Origin of the sequence: Ancylobacter amanitiformis (assembly GCF_030814815.1) — a bacterium.
Classification (GTDB): Bacteria; Pseudomonadota; Alphaproteobacteria; order Rhizobiales; family Xanthobacteraceae; genus Ancylobacter; species Ancylobacter amanitiformis.
In genome coordinates, this window is record NZ_JAUSVR010000003.1 from 181842 (window position 1) to 196325 (window position 14484).

The window sequence follows — 14484 nt, forward strand, 5'->3', positions numbered from 1 at the left end:
CGTTAATGCTTGGCCGCCGCCGGCTTCTGCTTCAGCCGGCCGTCACCCACACGCGCGTTCCCCACGGGTCCGCGGCGGAAAAGCCGCCGGGGATCGGCGCGGTGCTCTCCCCCGCCGCCTCGAGGCGCACGCGCAGCGCCTCGACCGCCGCCGCATCCGGCAGTTCGACCGCATAATGGACGAGGCCGACGCTGTCCTGCGGGGCCGGTCCGCCGCCACGGCTCTGCCAGATGTTGAGGCCGAGGTGATGATGATAGCCCCCGGCGCTGACGAACAGCGCGCCGGGATAGCGGTCCGTCGTCACCTCAAACCCGACATGTTCGACATAGAAACGCCGCGCCCTGGCGAGGTCGCCGACCTGCAGATGCACATGGCCAATCCGCGTGCCGGCCGGCAGCTTCGCGTCGAGCGGGATCGCCGCCGGCGCCTCATTCAGCAGCCCGCGCCCGTCGAGATGATCGGTCGCCATCGCCACCGTGCCGTTCTCCCAGCGCCAGTCGCCGGCGGGGCGATCGCGGTAGATCTCGATGCCGTTGCCGTCCGGGTCGTCGAGATAGAGCGCCTCGCTGACGATGTGGTCGGACGCGCCGATGGCGATGCGCCGGGCGACCAGGCGACGCAGCGCCACGGCGAGCGCGGCCCGGTCCGGCACCAGGATGGCGACATGGAACAGGCCGGTGGTGCCGGGCGGACGCGGGCGCGCGTCGCGCCGCTCTTCCAGCTCGATCAGCACCCGTCCGCCCGCCCCCAGCCGCACGATGCCGTCCGAATCCCCTGCCATGGCGGTCAGGCCGAGCGTGCCGGTGTAGAAGGTGCTCGCGCGGGCTGCGTCACGCACGCGCAGGCGCACCGCGCCCATGGCGAGCCCGGCCGGCAGGCCGGAGGCGAGGGAGGCCGGGGCCGAATCGGTTGGCGGGGTCGAATCGGTTGGCGGGGCAACGGTCATGAGCGCTCTCCACGGTGGCAACCCGCCGCCACATATAGGTCTTGCAGCCTGGGCACAAAGGCAAGGGGAGGCATGTTGCAACTACGCGGTATCCGCCCGTGCCCACGCGTCGCCACGCGAAAGCCGGGTGGCGGCGTACGCTGGCGGCGGACAATTCCTTGCCTCGCCCCGAGCGATCCCTTAAGACGTTTCAGCCCCGGTCGGACAGCTTCGCCGGGGTTTTGTCTGTGTGTGCGTGGCCTTCTCGTCCGTCCGCACCTCGCAATCAGGAGCTTGGCTCGTGGCGAATGTAGTCGTCGTCGGTTCTCAATGGGGCGACGAGGGTAAGGGCAAGATCGTCGACTGGCTCAGCGAGCAGGCGGATGTCGTCGTTCGCTTCCAGGGCGGTCACAATGCCGGCCATACGCTGGTGGTCGGCAACACGACCTACAAGCTGTCGCTGCTGCCGTCCGGCCTCGTGCGCGGCGCGCGCCTTTCGGTGATCGGCAACGGCGTGGTGCTGGACCCGTGGGCGCTGGTCGACGAAATCGGCCGCATCAGCGCGCAGGGCATCGCGGTCACACCCGAGCGGCTGCGCATCGCCGAGAATGTCGCGCTGATTCTGCCGCTGCATCGCGAACTCGACGCCATTCGCGAGAATGCCGCCGCCTCGGGCACCAAGATCGGCACCACCAAGCGCGGCATCGGCCCCGCCTATGAGGACAAGGTCGGTCGCCGTTCGGTGCGGCTGATGGACCTTGCCTATCCCGCGACGCTCGATGCCAAGATCGAGCGGCTGCTCGCCCATCACAACCCGTTGCGGCGGGGCCTCGGCATCGAGGAAGTCGACGCCGCCCGGCTGCGCGCCGAACTGCTCGAGGTGGCGCCCAGGGTGCTGCCCTATATGGACCGCGTATGGTCGCTGCTCGACGACGAGCGCCGGCACGGCTCCAAGATCCTGTTCGAGGGCGCGCAGGGCGCGCTGCTCGATGTCGACCACGGTACTTATCCCTTCGTCACCTCTTCCAACACGGTGGCGGCGCAGGCGGCGACGGGCTCCGGCCTCGGCCCGGGCGCCATCGGCTATGTGCTCGGCATCACCAAGGCTTACACCACCCGCGTCGGCGAGGGCCCGTTCCCGAGCGAGCTGCATGACGAGATCGGCCGCAAGATCGGCGAGCGTGGGCGCGAGTTCGGCACCGTCACCGGCCGGCCGCGGCGCTGCGGCTGGTTCGATGCCACGATCGTGCGCCAGACCGTGCGTACCTCCGGCATTAACGGCATCGCGCTCACCAAGCTCGATGTGCTCGACGGCTTCGATGAACTGAAAGTGTGCACGCGCTACCGGCTCGGCGACAAGGAGATCGACTATCTTCCCGCCGGCCAGGACGCGCAGGCCTCGGTGGAGCCGATCTATGAGACCATCGCGGGCTGGAGCCAGTCCACCGCCGGAGCCCGTTCCTGGGCCGACCTGCCGGCCGAGGCCGTGAAATATGTGCGTCGCATCGAAGAACTGATCGGTTGCCCCGTGGCCCTGCTTTCCACCAGCCCGGAGCGGGATGATACCATTCTCGTACAGAATCCCTTCGAATCCTGAACGGTGAAGTGAACCTCTAGCGCATGGCCGATTACTATCCGCTTCTCGCGCGTGCCATTGAAGGCCTCCCCGACAAGTCGGAGGCCGGCCGCAAAGTCGTGTACGATCGTGCGCGGCGAGCGCTGCTGAACCAGTTGCGCGCCGCCGAACCGACTCTGCGGGAAGGAGATGTCGCGCGCGAGCAGCAAGCGCTCGACGCGGCGATCGCCCGGCTTGAACGGGATTTTGCCCGGACGCCGGACGCGTTCCGCAATCTCGGTGCCAATCTGGCAAATGCGATGAGCGACAAGCCCGCGCCGGGCGCGCCGTCTGCACCTGCCAACCCGCCGCCGCCCTCTGCCGGGCGCGGCGTATCTCCGCCTGCATCGCCTGGCGCTCCGACGGGCGGTTCACGCCCCGTCGCGCCGCCTCCCGCGCGCCCCGCCGCGCCGCTCGGGCGGGATATGGGCCGGCCGGTTTCGCAAGGGGGGAGCGATCCTTCCGCGAATGCGGCGCCTTCCGCCCCCACGCCCGCGGCACCCGTGGCTCCCGTTCCTCCGCCCGGCCGTCCGCCGCTGCGCGAGCCGCCGGAACGCGCGCCCCCGGCCCGGCCGCCGGGCGCTGCCGCGCCCACGGGGGGCGATGACGATGATGATTATGTCAGCCGGCTGAGCGTTTCCCGCCGTGACGGGGGCGGCTGGTCCGCCAAGGGCACGCCCACCGCCGGGCCAAATCCCGATGCCGATGTCGCGACGGCGCTTGGCGAGGGCGAGGATTCGGTCGGATTTGCCGATGAAGGCCTGTCTCCCCCCCGCCGTGGCAACGGCCGCATCCTTGCCTTCGTGATCATCCTGCTGCTGCTGGTTGGTGGCGGCGTGGTTGGCTTCTTGCAGCGCGACACCATCCTCACGCTGGTGCGCAGCCTGTCCGGACCCACTCGGCAGGTGGCGCAGGCGCCGGCCGCGCAGCCCGAGCCGGAAGCGGCGGCAAAGTCGAACGACCGGATCGCGCAGGCGCCGGGCGGTTCTTCCGCCACGGATTCCGCGCCCGCGGCATCGCCGGCCCAGCCTGCGCCATCCGCGCCGGCGGCCGCCGCCGCTACGCCGGCACGCACCGATCCGGTGAACATCAATGCGCCGCAGCGCGCGGTGATGTTCGAGGAAAGCGCGGGCGGCGGCGAGCAGGGTCTGCAGCAATATGTCGGCAGCGTCGTCTGGAGCGCGGAAACCTTCCAGCCCGGCGACGGTCAGGCGCCTGACATCGGCATCCGCGCGGTCGCGACCATTCCCGACCGCAACTTCAAGGTGACGCTGCTCATCCGGCGCAATCAGGATCCCAGCATCCCGGCCTCGCACATTGTCGAGGTGCAGTTCGATCTGCCGCCGAATTTCGATCTCGGCAACGCGACCAGCGTGCCGGGCATGCGTGCCAAGGCATCGGAAGGCGCGCAGGGCCTGCCGCTCACCGGTCTCGCCGTGCGCGTGGCGCCGGGCTTCTTCCTGATCGGCCTGTCCTCGCTCGACGCGGACAAGCAGCGCAATCTCGGCCTGCTGATCACCCGCAACTTCCTCGATCTGCCGGTGGCGTTCGAGAATGGGCGCCGGGCGATCATGGTGCTGGAGAAGGGCCCTCCCGGCGACCTTGCCTTCCGTCAGGCCTTCATGGCGTGGGGATTGCCGGTTCCCAACGAGAACTGAAGCATCGTCCGCGAGCGGCGGTGAGATGGTAGAGAGCCCGCGAGAACGTTTTTGCCGGGCGTTACCGACTTTCCGCTGCCGGACATCGTGAATTCCCGGTTTCCGCGCGTTTTCAACACGTCATGACTGCGAAGCGCCTCCCTGTCGGGACGCGTAGGCGCGGCATGTCCGGACATTCGGCAATGCCTGTGCACCGCGATGCATGCGCACGGGTGCACGGCGATGCGCGGCGGAGCCATGCATCGAATGCAAGGTTGGTATTTGGCATTAGGTATACCAGAAACTCCAGGGGTCGATTAGGTTACAGTGCAACAGGATCGAGACTTGGAGACTGCAGATGTTGGAAACGGTTTTCCCCGTGCTGCCGCTGCTGATTGTGTGCCATGCATGGATGACCATCCTTCTCGCGCAGACTCTGGAGAGCGATGAGATGGCCGTGCTGCCGCCCGAGTGCTTCCCGGTCTGAGGGCGCGGCTTCCGGGAATTCCCCGAGCGTTGCCGGTGGCGTTACGGCGTGCGAACGGGCGCTGTCCCGCACCTTCCGATCAGGGGTGCACGATCTCGGCCCGGTTCGTTCCTCGGATCAGCCCGACTTGCCGCCATCATGGATTGGCGGCGGCGCAAAGAAAAACCCCGCGTCGGCCCAAGGCCGGCACGGGGTTCTCAATTGCCAAGGCGCGCGAAGCGTCAGGCCGCGACGCGCTTGTTGAGCACATCGACCAGCGTCTTGCCGAGGCGCGCGGGGGAGGGGGAGACCACGATGCCGGCCTCTTCCATCGCCGCGATCTTGTCTTCCGCGCCGCCCTTGCCGCCGGAGATGATCGCGCCGGCATGACCCATGCGACGGCCGGGAGGGGCGGTGCGACCGGCGATGAAGCCGACCATCGGCTTCTTGCGGCCGCGCTTGGCTTCGTCCTTGAGGAACTGCGCCGCATCTTCCTCGGCCGAGCCGCCGATCTCGCCGATCATCACGATCGATTCGGTGGCGTCATCGGCAAGGAACAGTTCGAGCACGTCGATGAACTCGGTGCCCTTCACCGGATCGCCGCCAATGCCGACCGCCGTGGTCTGGCCGAGGCCTTCCTGGCTGGTCTGGAACACCGCTTCATAGGTCAGCGTGCCCGAGCGCGAAACGACGCCGACCGAGCCCTTCTTGAAGATATTAGCCGGCATAATGCCGATCTTCGATTCTCCGGCGGTCACGATGCCGGGGCAGTTCGGCCCGATGAGGCGCGACTTCGAGGCGTCGAGCGCGCGGCGCACCTTCACCATGTCGAGCACCGGGATACCCTCGGTGATGCACACGATGAGCGGAATCTCGGCGGCGATCGCCTCGAGAATCGCGTCGGCCGCGCCGGGTGGGGGCACATAGATGACCGAGGCGTCGGCCCCGGTCCTGTCGCGCGCCTCGGCGACGGTGTCGAACACCGGCAGGCCGAGATGGGTGCTGCCGCCCTTGCCGGGCGAGGTGCCGCCGACGATCTTGGAGCCGTAGGCGAGGGCCTGCTCGGAATGGAACGTGCCGTTCTTGCCGGTGAAGCCCTGGGTAATGATCTTGGTGTCTTTGGTCAGCAGGACGGACATCAGGCGGCTCCCTTCACGGCCTTGACGATCTTCTGGGCGGCGTCGTCGAGGTCGTCCGCCGGGATGACGTTCAGGCCGCTGTCGCGGATGATCTGTTTGCCTTCCTCGACATTTGTTCCCTCAAGCCGCACCACCAGCGGAACTTCGAGCCCGACCGCCTTCACCGCGGCGATGACGCCGCGCGCGATGACGTCGCATTTCATGATGCCGCCGAAGATGTTGACGAGGATGCCCTTCACCTGCGGATCGGAGGTGATGATCTTGAACGCCGCCGTCACTTTCTCTTCCGTTGCGCCGCCGCCGACATCCAGGAAGTTGGCCGGCGATTCACCGTAGAGCTGGATGATGTCCAGCGTCGCCATGGCGAGGCCGGCGCCGTTGACCATGCAGCCGATCGTGCCATCGAGCGCGATATAGGCGAGGTCATACTTGGACGCCTCGATTTCCTTGGCGTCTTCCTCGGTCTCGTCGCGCAGGGCGACGATATCGGGATGACGGTAGAGCGAGTTCGAATCGAAGGAGATCTTGGCGTCGAGGCACTTCAGCTCGCCGGTCTTGGTCACGACCAGCGGGTTGATTTCCAGCATCGCCATGTCCTTGGCGACGAAGGCCTTGTAAAGCTTGTCGACCAGCGCGCCGGCCTGCTTGGCGAGGTCGCCGGTGAGGCCGAGCGCCTGCGCCACCGTGCGGCCGTGATGGGGCATCACGCCAGTGACGGGGTCGACGGCAAAGGTGTGGATCTTCTCCGGCGTCGAATGCGCGACTTCCTCGATATCCATGCCGCCTTCCGTGGAGACCACGAAGGCAACGCGCGAGGTGGCGCGGTCGACCAGCGCCGAGAGGTAGAACTCCTTGTCGATGTCGGAGCCTTCCTCGATATAGACGCGGTTGACCTGCTTGCCGGCGGGGCCGGTCTGGATCGTTACCAGCGTCTTGCCGAGAATCTGCTTGGCATTGGCGGCGGCGTCCGCCGCGGACTTGACGACGCGCACGCCGCCCTTCTCGCCGGCATCGGCCTCCGTGAACTTGCCCTTGCCGCGACCGCCGGCATGGATCTGGCTCTTCACCACCCACACGGGGCCGGGAATCTTTGCCGCCGCGTCATCGGCCTCGGCCGCATTCAGGATGGCAATGCCGTTGGGCACCGGGACTCCGAATTCGCGGAGCACTCCCTTTGCCTGATATTCATGGATATTCATTAATCCCGCTCCTCCACAACCGGATGGCCGAGAGGGCGCATGGCGCGAGGCGGCATGGCTCTCCCGTCGATTGGCGTATCCTATTTCCCTATAGGCGCAAGCGCGCCAGGACGCTACTGCACGAAAGTGTTGCTGAGCGTCCCGATCCCCTCGATCACGATTTCCACCGTGTTGGAGGGATCCTTCATGGTGCCGACACCGACCGAGGTGCCGCAGCAGATGACATCGCCGGGATTGAGCGTCATGTCATGCGAGATCCGGCTCACCAACTGGCGGGCGGAGAAGATCATGTCGCTGATCGGGTAGTTCTGGCGTTCCTGCCCGTTGAGCACCGTGCGCACCACCAGGCTGGCCGGGTCGATATCGGTCGCGACCACCGGACCGAAGGGTCCGAAGCCGTCGAAGCTCTTGGCCCGCACCCACTGGGCGAAGGTGGCGTCCTTGTTGATGATATCGGCGGCGGTGATGTCGTTCACGCAGGTATAGCCGAAGATGCAGGCGCCGGCTTCCTCCTCGGAGACGCTGCTCGCGCGCGCGCCGATGACGATGCCGAGCTCGCCCTCATAGACCACCTTGCCGTCATAGGAGGCCGGACGGCGCACCACCGCGCCGGGGCTGGTGAGCGAGGAGCCGGCCTTGAGCAGATAGAGCGGGTCGGCCGGCACGGGCGAGTTGAGCTTGGCGGCCAGCGCATGGAAATTGTTCCACAGCGCGATGACCTTGGTCGGCTCGGTTGGGGCGAGCAGCGCGACCTCGGAGAGCGCGAGGCGCTCTCCGGTCGGCTGGGCGCCATTGAACATGTTACCGGTGTGAACGGTGATGGATGCCCCGTCGAGCGTGCCGAAGCCGGTCACGCCCGCGTGGCTGAAACGAACCCAATGCGCCATTGTTAGTCGACTCTAGTTATAGCAGCCGGCGATCTGCGCGCGCTGGCGGACCAGGGCGAGCACGATGTCGATGGTGGGGGTCGGGATGCCGGCGAGGCGACCCATTTCCTGCACAACGGTGACGAGCGGGTCGATCTCCATGGCGCGCGACCGCTCGAGGTCCTGCAGCATGGAGGTCTTGTGCGCGCCCACCGCGCCGGCGCCGTCAATGCGGCGCTCGACGCCGACGCGGAAATTGACGCCGGACTGGATGGCGATTTCCTGCGCTTCCAGCATCATCGACTTGGCCACCGCGCGGGTGCCGGGATCGGAGGCGATGGTGTCGAGCGTGGCGTGGGTCAGCGCGCTGATCGGGTTGAAGCAGAGGTTGCCCCACAGCTTCAGCCACAATTCGTCACGGATGTTGGGCAGCACGGGCGCGCGCATACCGCCGGCGGCGAAGGCGTCCGAGAGCTTGGTCACGCGGTCGGTGATCTCGCCCGAGGGCTCGCCGAGCGGGAACTTGTCGCCATAGACGTGCTTGATGACGCCCGGCTCGACCACTTCGGTCGCGGGATAGACGATGCAGCCGATGGCGCGCTCCGGACGCAGGCCATTCCACTGCTTGCCGCCGGGATCGACGCTTTCCAGCGTGCGGCCCTCGAGATGGTCGCCGTGCTTGTAATAGTACCAGTAGGGCACGCCGTTGACGGCGGTGACGACCGCCGTGTCGTTGCCCAGCAGCGGCTGCATGGCATCGACCACGCCCGGCACCGAATGGCCCTTCAGCGCGACGATGACATAATCCTGCGGGCCCAGATCGGCCGGATTGTCGGAACAGGGGATGTGCTCGACGCGCTCTTCGCCGTCGATCAACAGCTTGAGGCCGTTGCGCTTCATCGCTTCGAGATGGGGGCCACGGGCGACCAGGCTGACGTCGACGCCGGCGCGCTTCAACTGAACGCCGACATAGCCGCCGATGGCGCCGGCACCATAGATGCAGACCTTCATGGGACTCCCTCCTTATGTTCGCGCCAACTCCCGCGTCGGGCGAACCTTGTTGGTATTTTGTATGCCATGATTAGGGATGAAAGGGCCCTAGTCAAGAGCGTATGCGGTGGGCGTGATAATACGTCGCGCATGTGAGGCCGCATCGCGGGCTAGGCGGGGCGTGTTTGCGACATGTCTGACAGGTTACGTCGTCAGATGACCGTTTGTCCACGGTGTATAGGGCAGAACAATTGTCTCTCGGACTACGCAAAAGACTGTCGAGGCAGCGAAAATCCACTATCGTGGCAGCAAGGCTTACTTATCTTTCCAAACGAATCGGGGGCGCAATGCGCCCCCGAAGCTCAATCAGAATGCCTAATGCGGTGCCGGGTCAGGCGTCCGGCGTTACCGTGTGGTTGGCCAGCAGTTCCAGCGCCTTGACCAGCGCGGAATGGTCCAGCGCGGCGCCACCATGGGCGGCGACCGAGGAGAACAACTGCTGCGCCAGCGCGGTGGAGGGCAGCGACATCTGCAGCTGGCGCGCGCCGGTGAGCGCGAGGTTCAGGTCCTTCTGGTGCAGCTCGATACGGAAGCCGGGATTGAAGGTACGGTTCACCATGCGCTCGCCATGTACTTCCAGGATGCGCGAATTGGCGAAGCCGCCCATCAGCGCCTGACGAACCTTGGCCGGATCGGCACCCGCCTTGGACGCGAAGAGCAGCGCCTCGCCGACGGCGAGAATGTTCAGCGCCACGATGATCTGGTTCGCCACCTTGGTGGTCTGGCCATCGCCATTGCCGCCGACGAGCGTGATGTTCTTGCCCATCTTCTCGAAAAGCGGCTTCACTGTCTCGAAAGCCGCTTCCGGGCCGCCGACCATGATGGTGAGCGAGGCGGCCTTGGCGCCGACTTCGCCGCCCGACACCGGCGCATCGAGATAGTCGCAGCCGAGCGCGTTGATCTTCGCGGCGAATTCCTTGGTCTCGACCGGGGCGATCGACGACATGTCGACGACGATCTTGCCCGCCGTCAGGCCGGCCGCGATGCCGTTCTCGCCGAACAGCGCGGCGGCCACATGCGGGGTATCCGGCACCATGGTGATGATAATGTCGGCATGGCTGGCGACTTCGGTGCCGGTGGCGCAGGCGACGCCGCCCTTGCCCGTCAGCTCGGCGGGAATCGGCTTGATGTCATAGAGATAGAGCGTGTGGCCCGCGTCGATCAGGTGGCCGGCCATGGGGGTGCCCATGATGCCGAGACCGACAAATCCAACTTTAGCCATCGTCTTTTCCTCGTTTTCCTAGAATGAGTTTCTTGGAATGCGCCGGTCGAGGCCGCGCGACCTCGACCGGCGTAGCCTCACGCCGCGTCGGTGAGGCTCTTCAGCCAGCCGAGGCCGGCCGCGGTCTCGCCCTTGGGCTTGTATTCGCACCCGACCCAGCCGGCATAGCCGATGGCGTCGAGGTGGCGGAACAGGAAGGGGTAGTTGATCTCGCCGGTGCCCGGCTCATTGCGGCCCGGATTGTCGGCAAGCTGGATATGCGCGATGGCGGCCAGGTTGGCCTCGATGGTGCGGGCGAGATCGCCCTCCATGATCTGCATGTGGTAGATGTCGTACTGGATGAACAGGTTGTCCGAGCCGACTTCCTCGATGATTGCCTTGGCCTGCTTCGTATAATTCAGGAAGAAACCGGGAATGTCGCGCGTGTTGATCGGCTCGATCAGCAGCTTGAGGCCGGCTTCCTGGATGCGCGGAGCAGCGTATTTCAGGTTCTCGACAAAGGTCTTGTGCAGCACGTCGCGCTCGACGCCGACGGGGGCGATGCCGGCGAGGATGTTGACCTGCGGGCAGCCCAGCGCGGTGGCGTAGGTGATGGCCTTGTCGACCCCGGCGCGGAACTCGTCCACGCGGTCCGGCAGAATGGCGATGCCGCGCTCGCCGCCGCCCCAATTGCCGGCGGGCAGATTGTGCAGCACCTGCTCGAGGTTGTTGTCCTTCAGCTTGGCGACCAGTTCCTCGACCGGAAAGTCATAGGGGAAGAGGTACTCGACCCCGGTGAAGCCGGCGCTGGCGGCCTTCTCGAAGCGGTCGAGGAAGGGCACCTCGTTGAACAGCATGGTCAGATTGGCGGCGAAACGGGGCATGGACCGCTCCTGGGCTGAGTTTGATTGTTTATGGAACGCGGAACCCGCCGCGTGCGGCAGGCCCTCGCGACGATAGGGGCATACTCACCCTGACGATGGCATGAAAGCGCCAGAGATTCCCGCGACGCCGGGGGCGCCGCGGTCTCGAAAGGCGCCGCTCACGCCGGCTCGGTGGCGCTGGGCAGCGGCAGGTCGAGCACGTCCTCGAACTCGTTGACGGCGTCGATCTCCACACCCATGGCGATGTTGGTGACGCGCTCGAGGATGAACTCCATCACCACCGGCACCTGATGCTCGGCCATCAGCGCCTTGGCGCGGGTGAAGGCGTCCTTGAACTCGTTGGGCGAGGACACGCGCACCGCCTTGCAGCCGAGGCCCTCGGCCACCGCGACATGATCGACGCCGTAGCCGGCATTCTCGGCGGCGTTGATGTTGTCGAAGGCGAGCGAAACCTCGAAATCCATGTTGAAGCCGCGCTGCGCCTGACGGATCAGCCCGAGATAGGAGTTGTTCACGACCACGTGGATGTAGGGCAGCTTGTGCTGGGCGCCGACCGCCAGTTCCTCGATGAGGAACTGGAAATCGTAGTCGCCCGACAGCGCCACGATCTCGGCATCCGGGTCCGCGGCGCGCACGCCGAGCGCCGCCGGCAGGGTCCAGCCGAGCGGGCCGGCCTGGCCGCAATTGATCCAGTTGCGCGGCTTGTAGACGTGGAGCATCTGCGCGCCGGCGATCTGGCTGAGGCCGATGGTCGAGACGTAGCGGGTGTCCCGGCCGAAGGCTTCGTTCATCTCTTCATAGACGCGCTGGGGCTTGAGCGGCACGTTGTCGTAATGCGTCTTGCGCAGCATGGTCTGCTTGCGGCCGAGGCATTCCCCGGCCCAGGCCGCGCGGTCCTTCAGCGTGCCGGCGGCCTTGTATTCCTTGGCCACCTCGATGAAGAGCTGCAGCGCCGCCTTGGCATCCGACACGATGCCGAGATCCGGGCCGAACACGCGGCCGATCTGGGTCGGCTCGATGTCGACATGGATGAATTTGCGGCCCTTGGTGTAGACGTCGACCGAGCCGGTATGGCGGTTCGCCCAGCGATTGCCGATGCCGAACACGAAGTCCGAGGCCAGCATCGTCGCGTTGCCGTAGCGGTGCGATGTCTGCAGGCCGCACATGCCGGCCATCAGGTCGTGATCGTCCGGGATGGTGCCCCAGCCCATCAGGGTCGGAATGACCGGCACGCCGGTGAGTTCGGCGAACTCGACCAGCAGGTCGGACGCGTCCGCGTTGATGATGCCGCCGCCCGAGACGATGAGCGGACGCTCCGCCTCGTTCAGCATGGCAATGGCCTTTTCGGCCTGCTTGCGGGTGAGCTTGGGCTTGTAGACTTCCAGCGGCTCGTAGGTGTCCTCGTCGAACTCGATTTCGGCGAGTTGGACGTCGATCGGCAGGTCGATCAGCACCGGGCCGGGACGGCCGGAGCGCATGACATGGAAGGCCTGCTGGAACACCATCGGCACCAGGGCCGGCTCGCGGACCATGACGGCCCATTTGGCGAGCGGCTTGGCGATCGATTCGATGTCGACGGCCTGGAAGTCTTCCTTGTAGAGGCGCGCGCGCGGCGCCTGGCCGGTAATGCACAGGATCGGGATCGAATCGGCGGCAGCCGAATAGAGGCCGGTGATCATGTCGGTGCCGGCCGGCCCGGAGGTGCCGATGCACACGCCGATATTGCCCGGCTTGGCGCGGGTGTAACCCTCGGCCATGTGGGAGGCGGCCTCGACATGACGCGCGAGGATGTGACGGGTTTTCCCGTGGGCGCGCATGGCGGAATAGAACGGATTGATCGCGGCACCCGGGACACCGAAGGCGACGGTGACGCCTTCCTTCTCGAGAACGCGGATCGCGGCATCGACGGCACGCATCTTGGCCATGGCACTTCCTCCTGCGTCGTTGGCGCCGGCGCGGGCAGTCGCCCCGCTCAGGGGCTGGCGGTGCCCGGCACCGGCCTTCGAATCTCTTTCAAACCCCGGTTCGGTCGCCGCCGGCCTGCGGGCGGGGAGGCACGCTCCCCGCGCGGCATGCTGCAAAGCGGCATCGTTCTTCCCGCAATGCGGGATGAATTTCCGAAAGCGCGGAAAACATGCCACGCTCCTCGCATTTCCGCAATACGGGATATATTTCTGGTTTGCGAAAAAATCGGAGATGCGCCTTTATGCTGAGGCGGCCTCCCGAACGACCGATGGCATAAGCAACATGCGGACGGACGGAGGGTGTGGGATGGAAGACGCGGGAGAAGACATGCCGACCACCGACGCCGTCTCGACGACACGCCGCCGTGGCCGCCCCTCCGGCGGGGGAGCCGAGACGGGCGGCGAGGTGCAGTCGCTCGATCGTGCCATCGCGCTGCTCGAAGTGCTCGCCCGGTCCGATGGGCTGACACTGAGCGAGGTGGCCCGCGCGGCGGAACTGCCGACCTCCACCGTGCACCGCCTGCTCACCACGCTGGAGCGTCGCGGCCTGGTGGGGCACGATGCCTCGACCGGGCAATGGATGGTTGGGCTCGGGCTGTTCCGCGTCGGCTCGGCTTACCTGCGCATCCGCAAATTGCCGGAAATCGGCCGCGTATTGCTGCGCGAACTTTCGCATGGCGTCGACGAGACCGTGAATCTCTCGCTCATCGACGGGCCGCATCTCATCTGCGTGGCGCAGGTGGAAAGCCACGCGGCGGTGCGCGCCTTCTTCCGCATCGGGGGGGATCTGCCGATCCATGCCTCGGGCGGCGGCAAGGCGATCCTCGCGGCGATGAACCCGGAGGCGCGGCGCGCCTGGCTCGGGGGCGACCAGCTGCCGCGCTATACCGAGCACACCCATGTCAGCCGGCGGGCCTTGCAGGCCGATCTCGCGGATATCGCGACGCGCGGCTTCGCCATTGATGACGAGGAGCACACGCCCGGCATGCGCTGCGTCGCCGCCGCCGTGCTGGACGAGTGGCGCGAGCCGGTCGGCGCCATCTCGATCTCCGCGCCCACCGTGCGCATGTCGCCCGAGCGCATCGTGGATCTCGGCGCAAAGGTGAAGGATGCCGCGCGCCGGCTCACCATGCGCTATTCCGGGCTTTGAGGCTCCGGCCTCTCCGCGCCGTCATCCCCGCCAAGCATGAAAGAGAATGGCGGATCGCTGATGCTTTGCGATGCGGCGGCCGGTGTGTGAAATCCCGATGCCCCGCGCGGATGTCGCCGGGACGTAGCCGCCATGCGTGGGCGCTCCACGCTCTGTGTCGGCGGCCTTCATCCGTCAAAAAAATGCCGACGGCCCGCTCTCCGGGTCCGTCGGCATCAGTCGCCTAGGAGGAACCGAACGTCGGGCAAACCCTTCGTTCCGCTCCGGGAGGCTCGAAGACCCGTCCCGCTCCCTGCCGGCACTACCGGGCGAGGGAACGGTCGAGGGTCGATCCGTGCCGCGGGTTTCCCCGCGGGGGAGGGCGGCGCACCAAGCGTGCCGCCCCTAA

The 14484-nt window shown here is 66.6% G+C and carries 12 protein-coding genes; 4 read left to right on the plus strand and 8 right to left on the minus strand.

Annotated features, from left to right (window positions below; all coding sequences use genetic code 11):
• Positions 1-31: 31 nt before the first annotated feature.
• A complete protein-coding gene (locus QOZ99_RS06280) occupies positions 32-946 on the minus strand; it encodes a VOC family protein (protein ID WP_306889128.1) in 915 nt (304 codons plus the stop codon).
• A 280-nt stretch (positions 947-1226) separates the two neighbouring features.
• Between QOZ99_RS06280 and QOZ99_RS06285 the strand changes: the two genes are divergently transcribed.
• The 3 genes from QOZ99_RS06285 to QOZ99_RS06295 all read left to right on the plus strand — a co-directional run bounded on the left by QOZ99_RS06285 (position 1227) and on the right by QOZ99_RS06295 (position 4664).
• Positions 1227-2522 carry an adenylosuccinate synthase gene (locus QOZ99_RS06285; protein WP_306889129.1) on the plus strand — a complete coding sequence of 432 codons (1296 nt, stop codon included), beginning with the start codon at positions 1227-1229 and terminating at the stop codon, positions 2520-2522.
• 521 nt (positions 2523-3043) lie between these two features.
• Positions 3044-4198, plus strand: coding sequence for a hypothetical protein (locus QOZ99_RS06290; RefSeq protein ID WP_306889130.1), 1155 nt, complete (start codon positions 3044-3046; stop codon positions 4196-4198).
• Positions 4199-4535: 337 nt separating this feature from the next.
• Positions 4536-4664: a hypothetical protein gene (locus QOZ99_RS06295; protein WP_281379637.1), complete on the plus strand. Its 129-nt coding sequence runs from the start codon at positions 4536-4538 to the stop codon at positions 4662-4664.
• Between the two features lie 221 nt (positions 4665-4885).
• On the opposite strand, the gene sucD is transcribed toward QOZ99_RS06295, so the two are convergent.
• The 7 genes from sucD to gcl form a co-directional block, all read right to left on the minus strand.
• Positions 4886-5782, minus strand: coding sequence for a succinate--CoA ligase subunit alpha (sucD, locus tag QOZ99_RS06300; RefSeq protein WP_306889131.1), 897 nt, complete (start codon positions 5780-5782; stop codon positions 4886-4888).
• On the minus strand, positions 5782-6981 hold the full coding sequence (gene sucC, locus QOZ99_RS06305) for an ADP-forming succinate--CoA ligase subunit beta (RefSeq protein ID WP_306889132.1): 1200 nt from the start codon (positions 6979-6981) through the stop codon (positions 5782-5784). The genes sucD and sucC overlap by 1 nt, the downstream gene beginning before the upstream one ends.
• Before the next feature lie 113 nt (positions 6982-7094).
• A complete protein-coding gene (locus QOZ99_RS06310) occupies positions 7095-7868 on the minus strand; it encodes a fumarylacetoacetate hydrolase family protein (protein ID WP_306889133.1) in 774 nt (257 codons plus the stop codon).
• Between the two features lie 12 nt (positions 7869-7880).
• On the minus strand, positions 7881-8858 hold the full coding sequence (locus QOZ99_RS06315; protein WP_306889134.1) for a 2-dehydropantoate 2-reductase: 978 nt from the start codon (positions 8856-8858) through the stop codon (positions 7881-7883).
• Positions 8859-9228: 370 nt separating this feature from the next.
• A complete protein-coding gene (locus tag QOZ99_RS06320; RefSeq protein ID WP_306889135.1) occupies positions 9229-10119 on the minus strand; it encodes a 2-hydroxy-3-oxopropionate reductase in 891 nt (296 codons plus the stop codon).
• A 77-nt stretch (positions 10120-10196) separates the two neighbouring features.
• Positions 10197-10982: a 2-oxo-tetronate isomerase gene (otnI, locus tag QOZ99_RS06325; protein ID WP_306889136.1), complete on the minus strand. Its 786-nt coding sequence runs from the start codon at positions 10980-10982 to the stop codon at positions 10197-10199.
• Between the two features lie 158 nt (positions 10983-11140).
• Entirely contained in the window at positions 11141-12907 is a 1767-nt protein-coding gene (gene gcl, locus QOZ99_RS06330) for a glyoxylate carboligase (protein WP_306889137.1), read from the minus strand.
• Between the two features lie 367 nt (positions 12908-13274).
• Here gcl and QOZ99_RS06335 point away from each other — a divergent pair, with 367 nt between their 5' ends.
• Positions 13275-14096, plus strand: a complete 822-nt coding sequence (locus QOZ99_RS06335) for an IclR family transcriptional regulator (RefSeq protein ID WP_306889138.1) — start codon at positions 13275-13277, stop codon at positions 14094-14096.
• Positions 14097-14484: the final 388 nt, after the last annotated feature.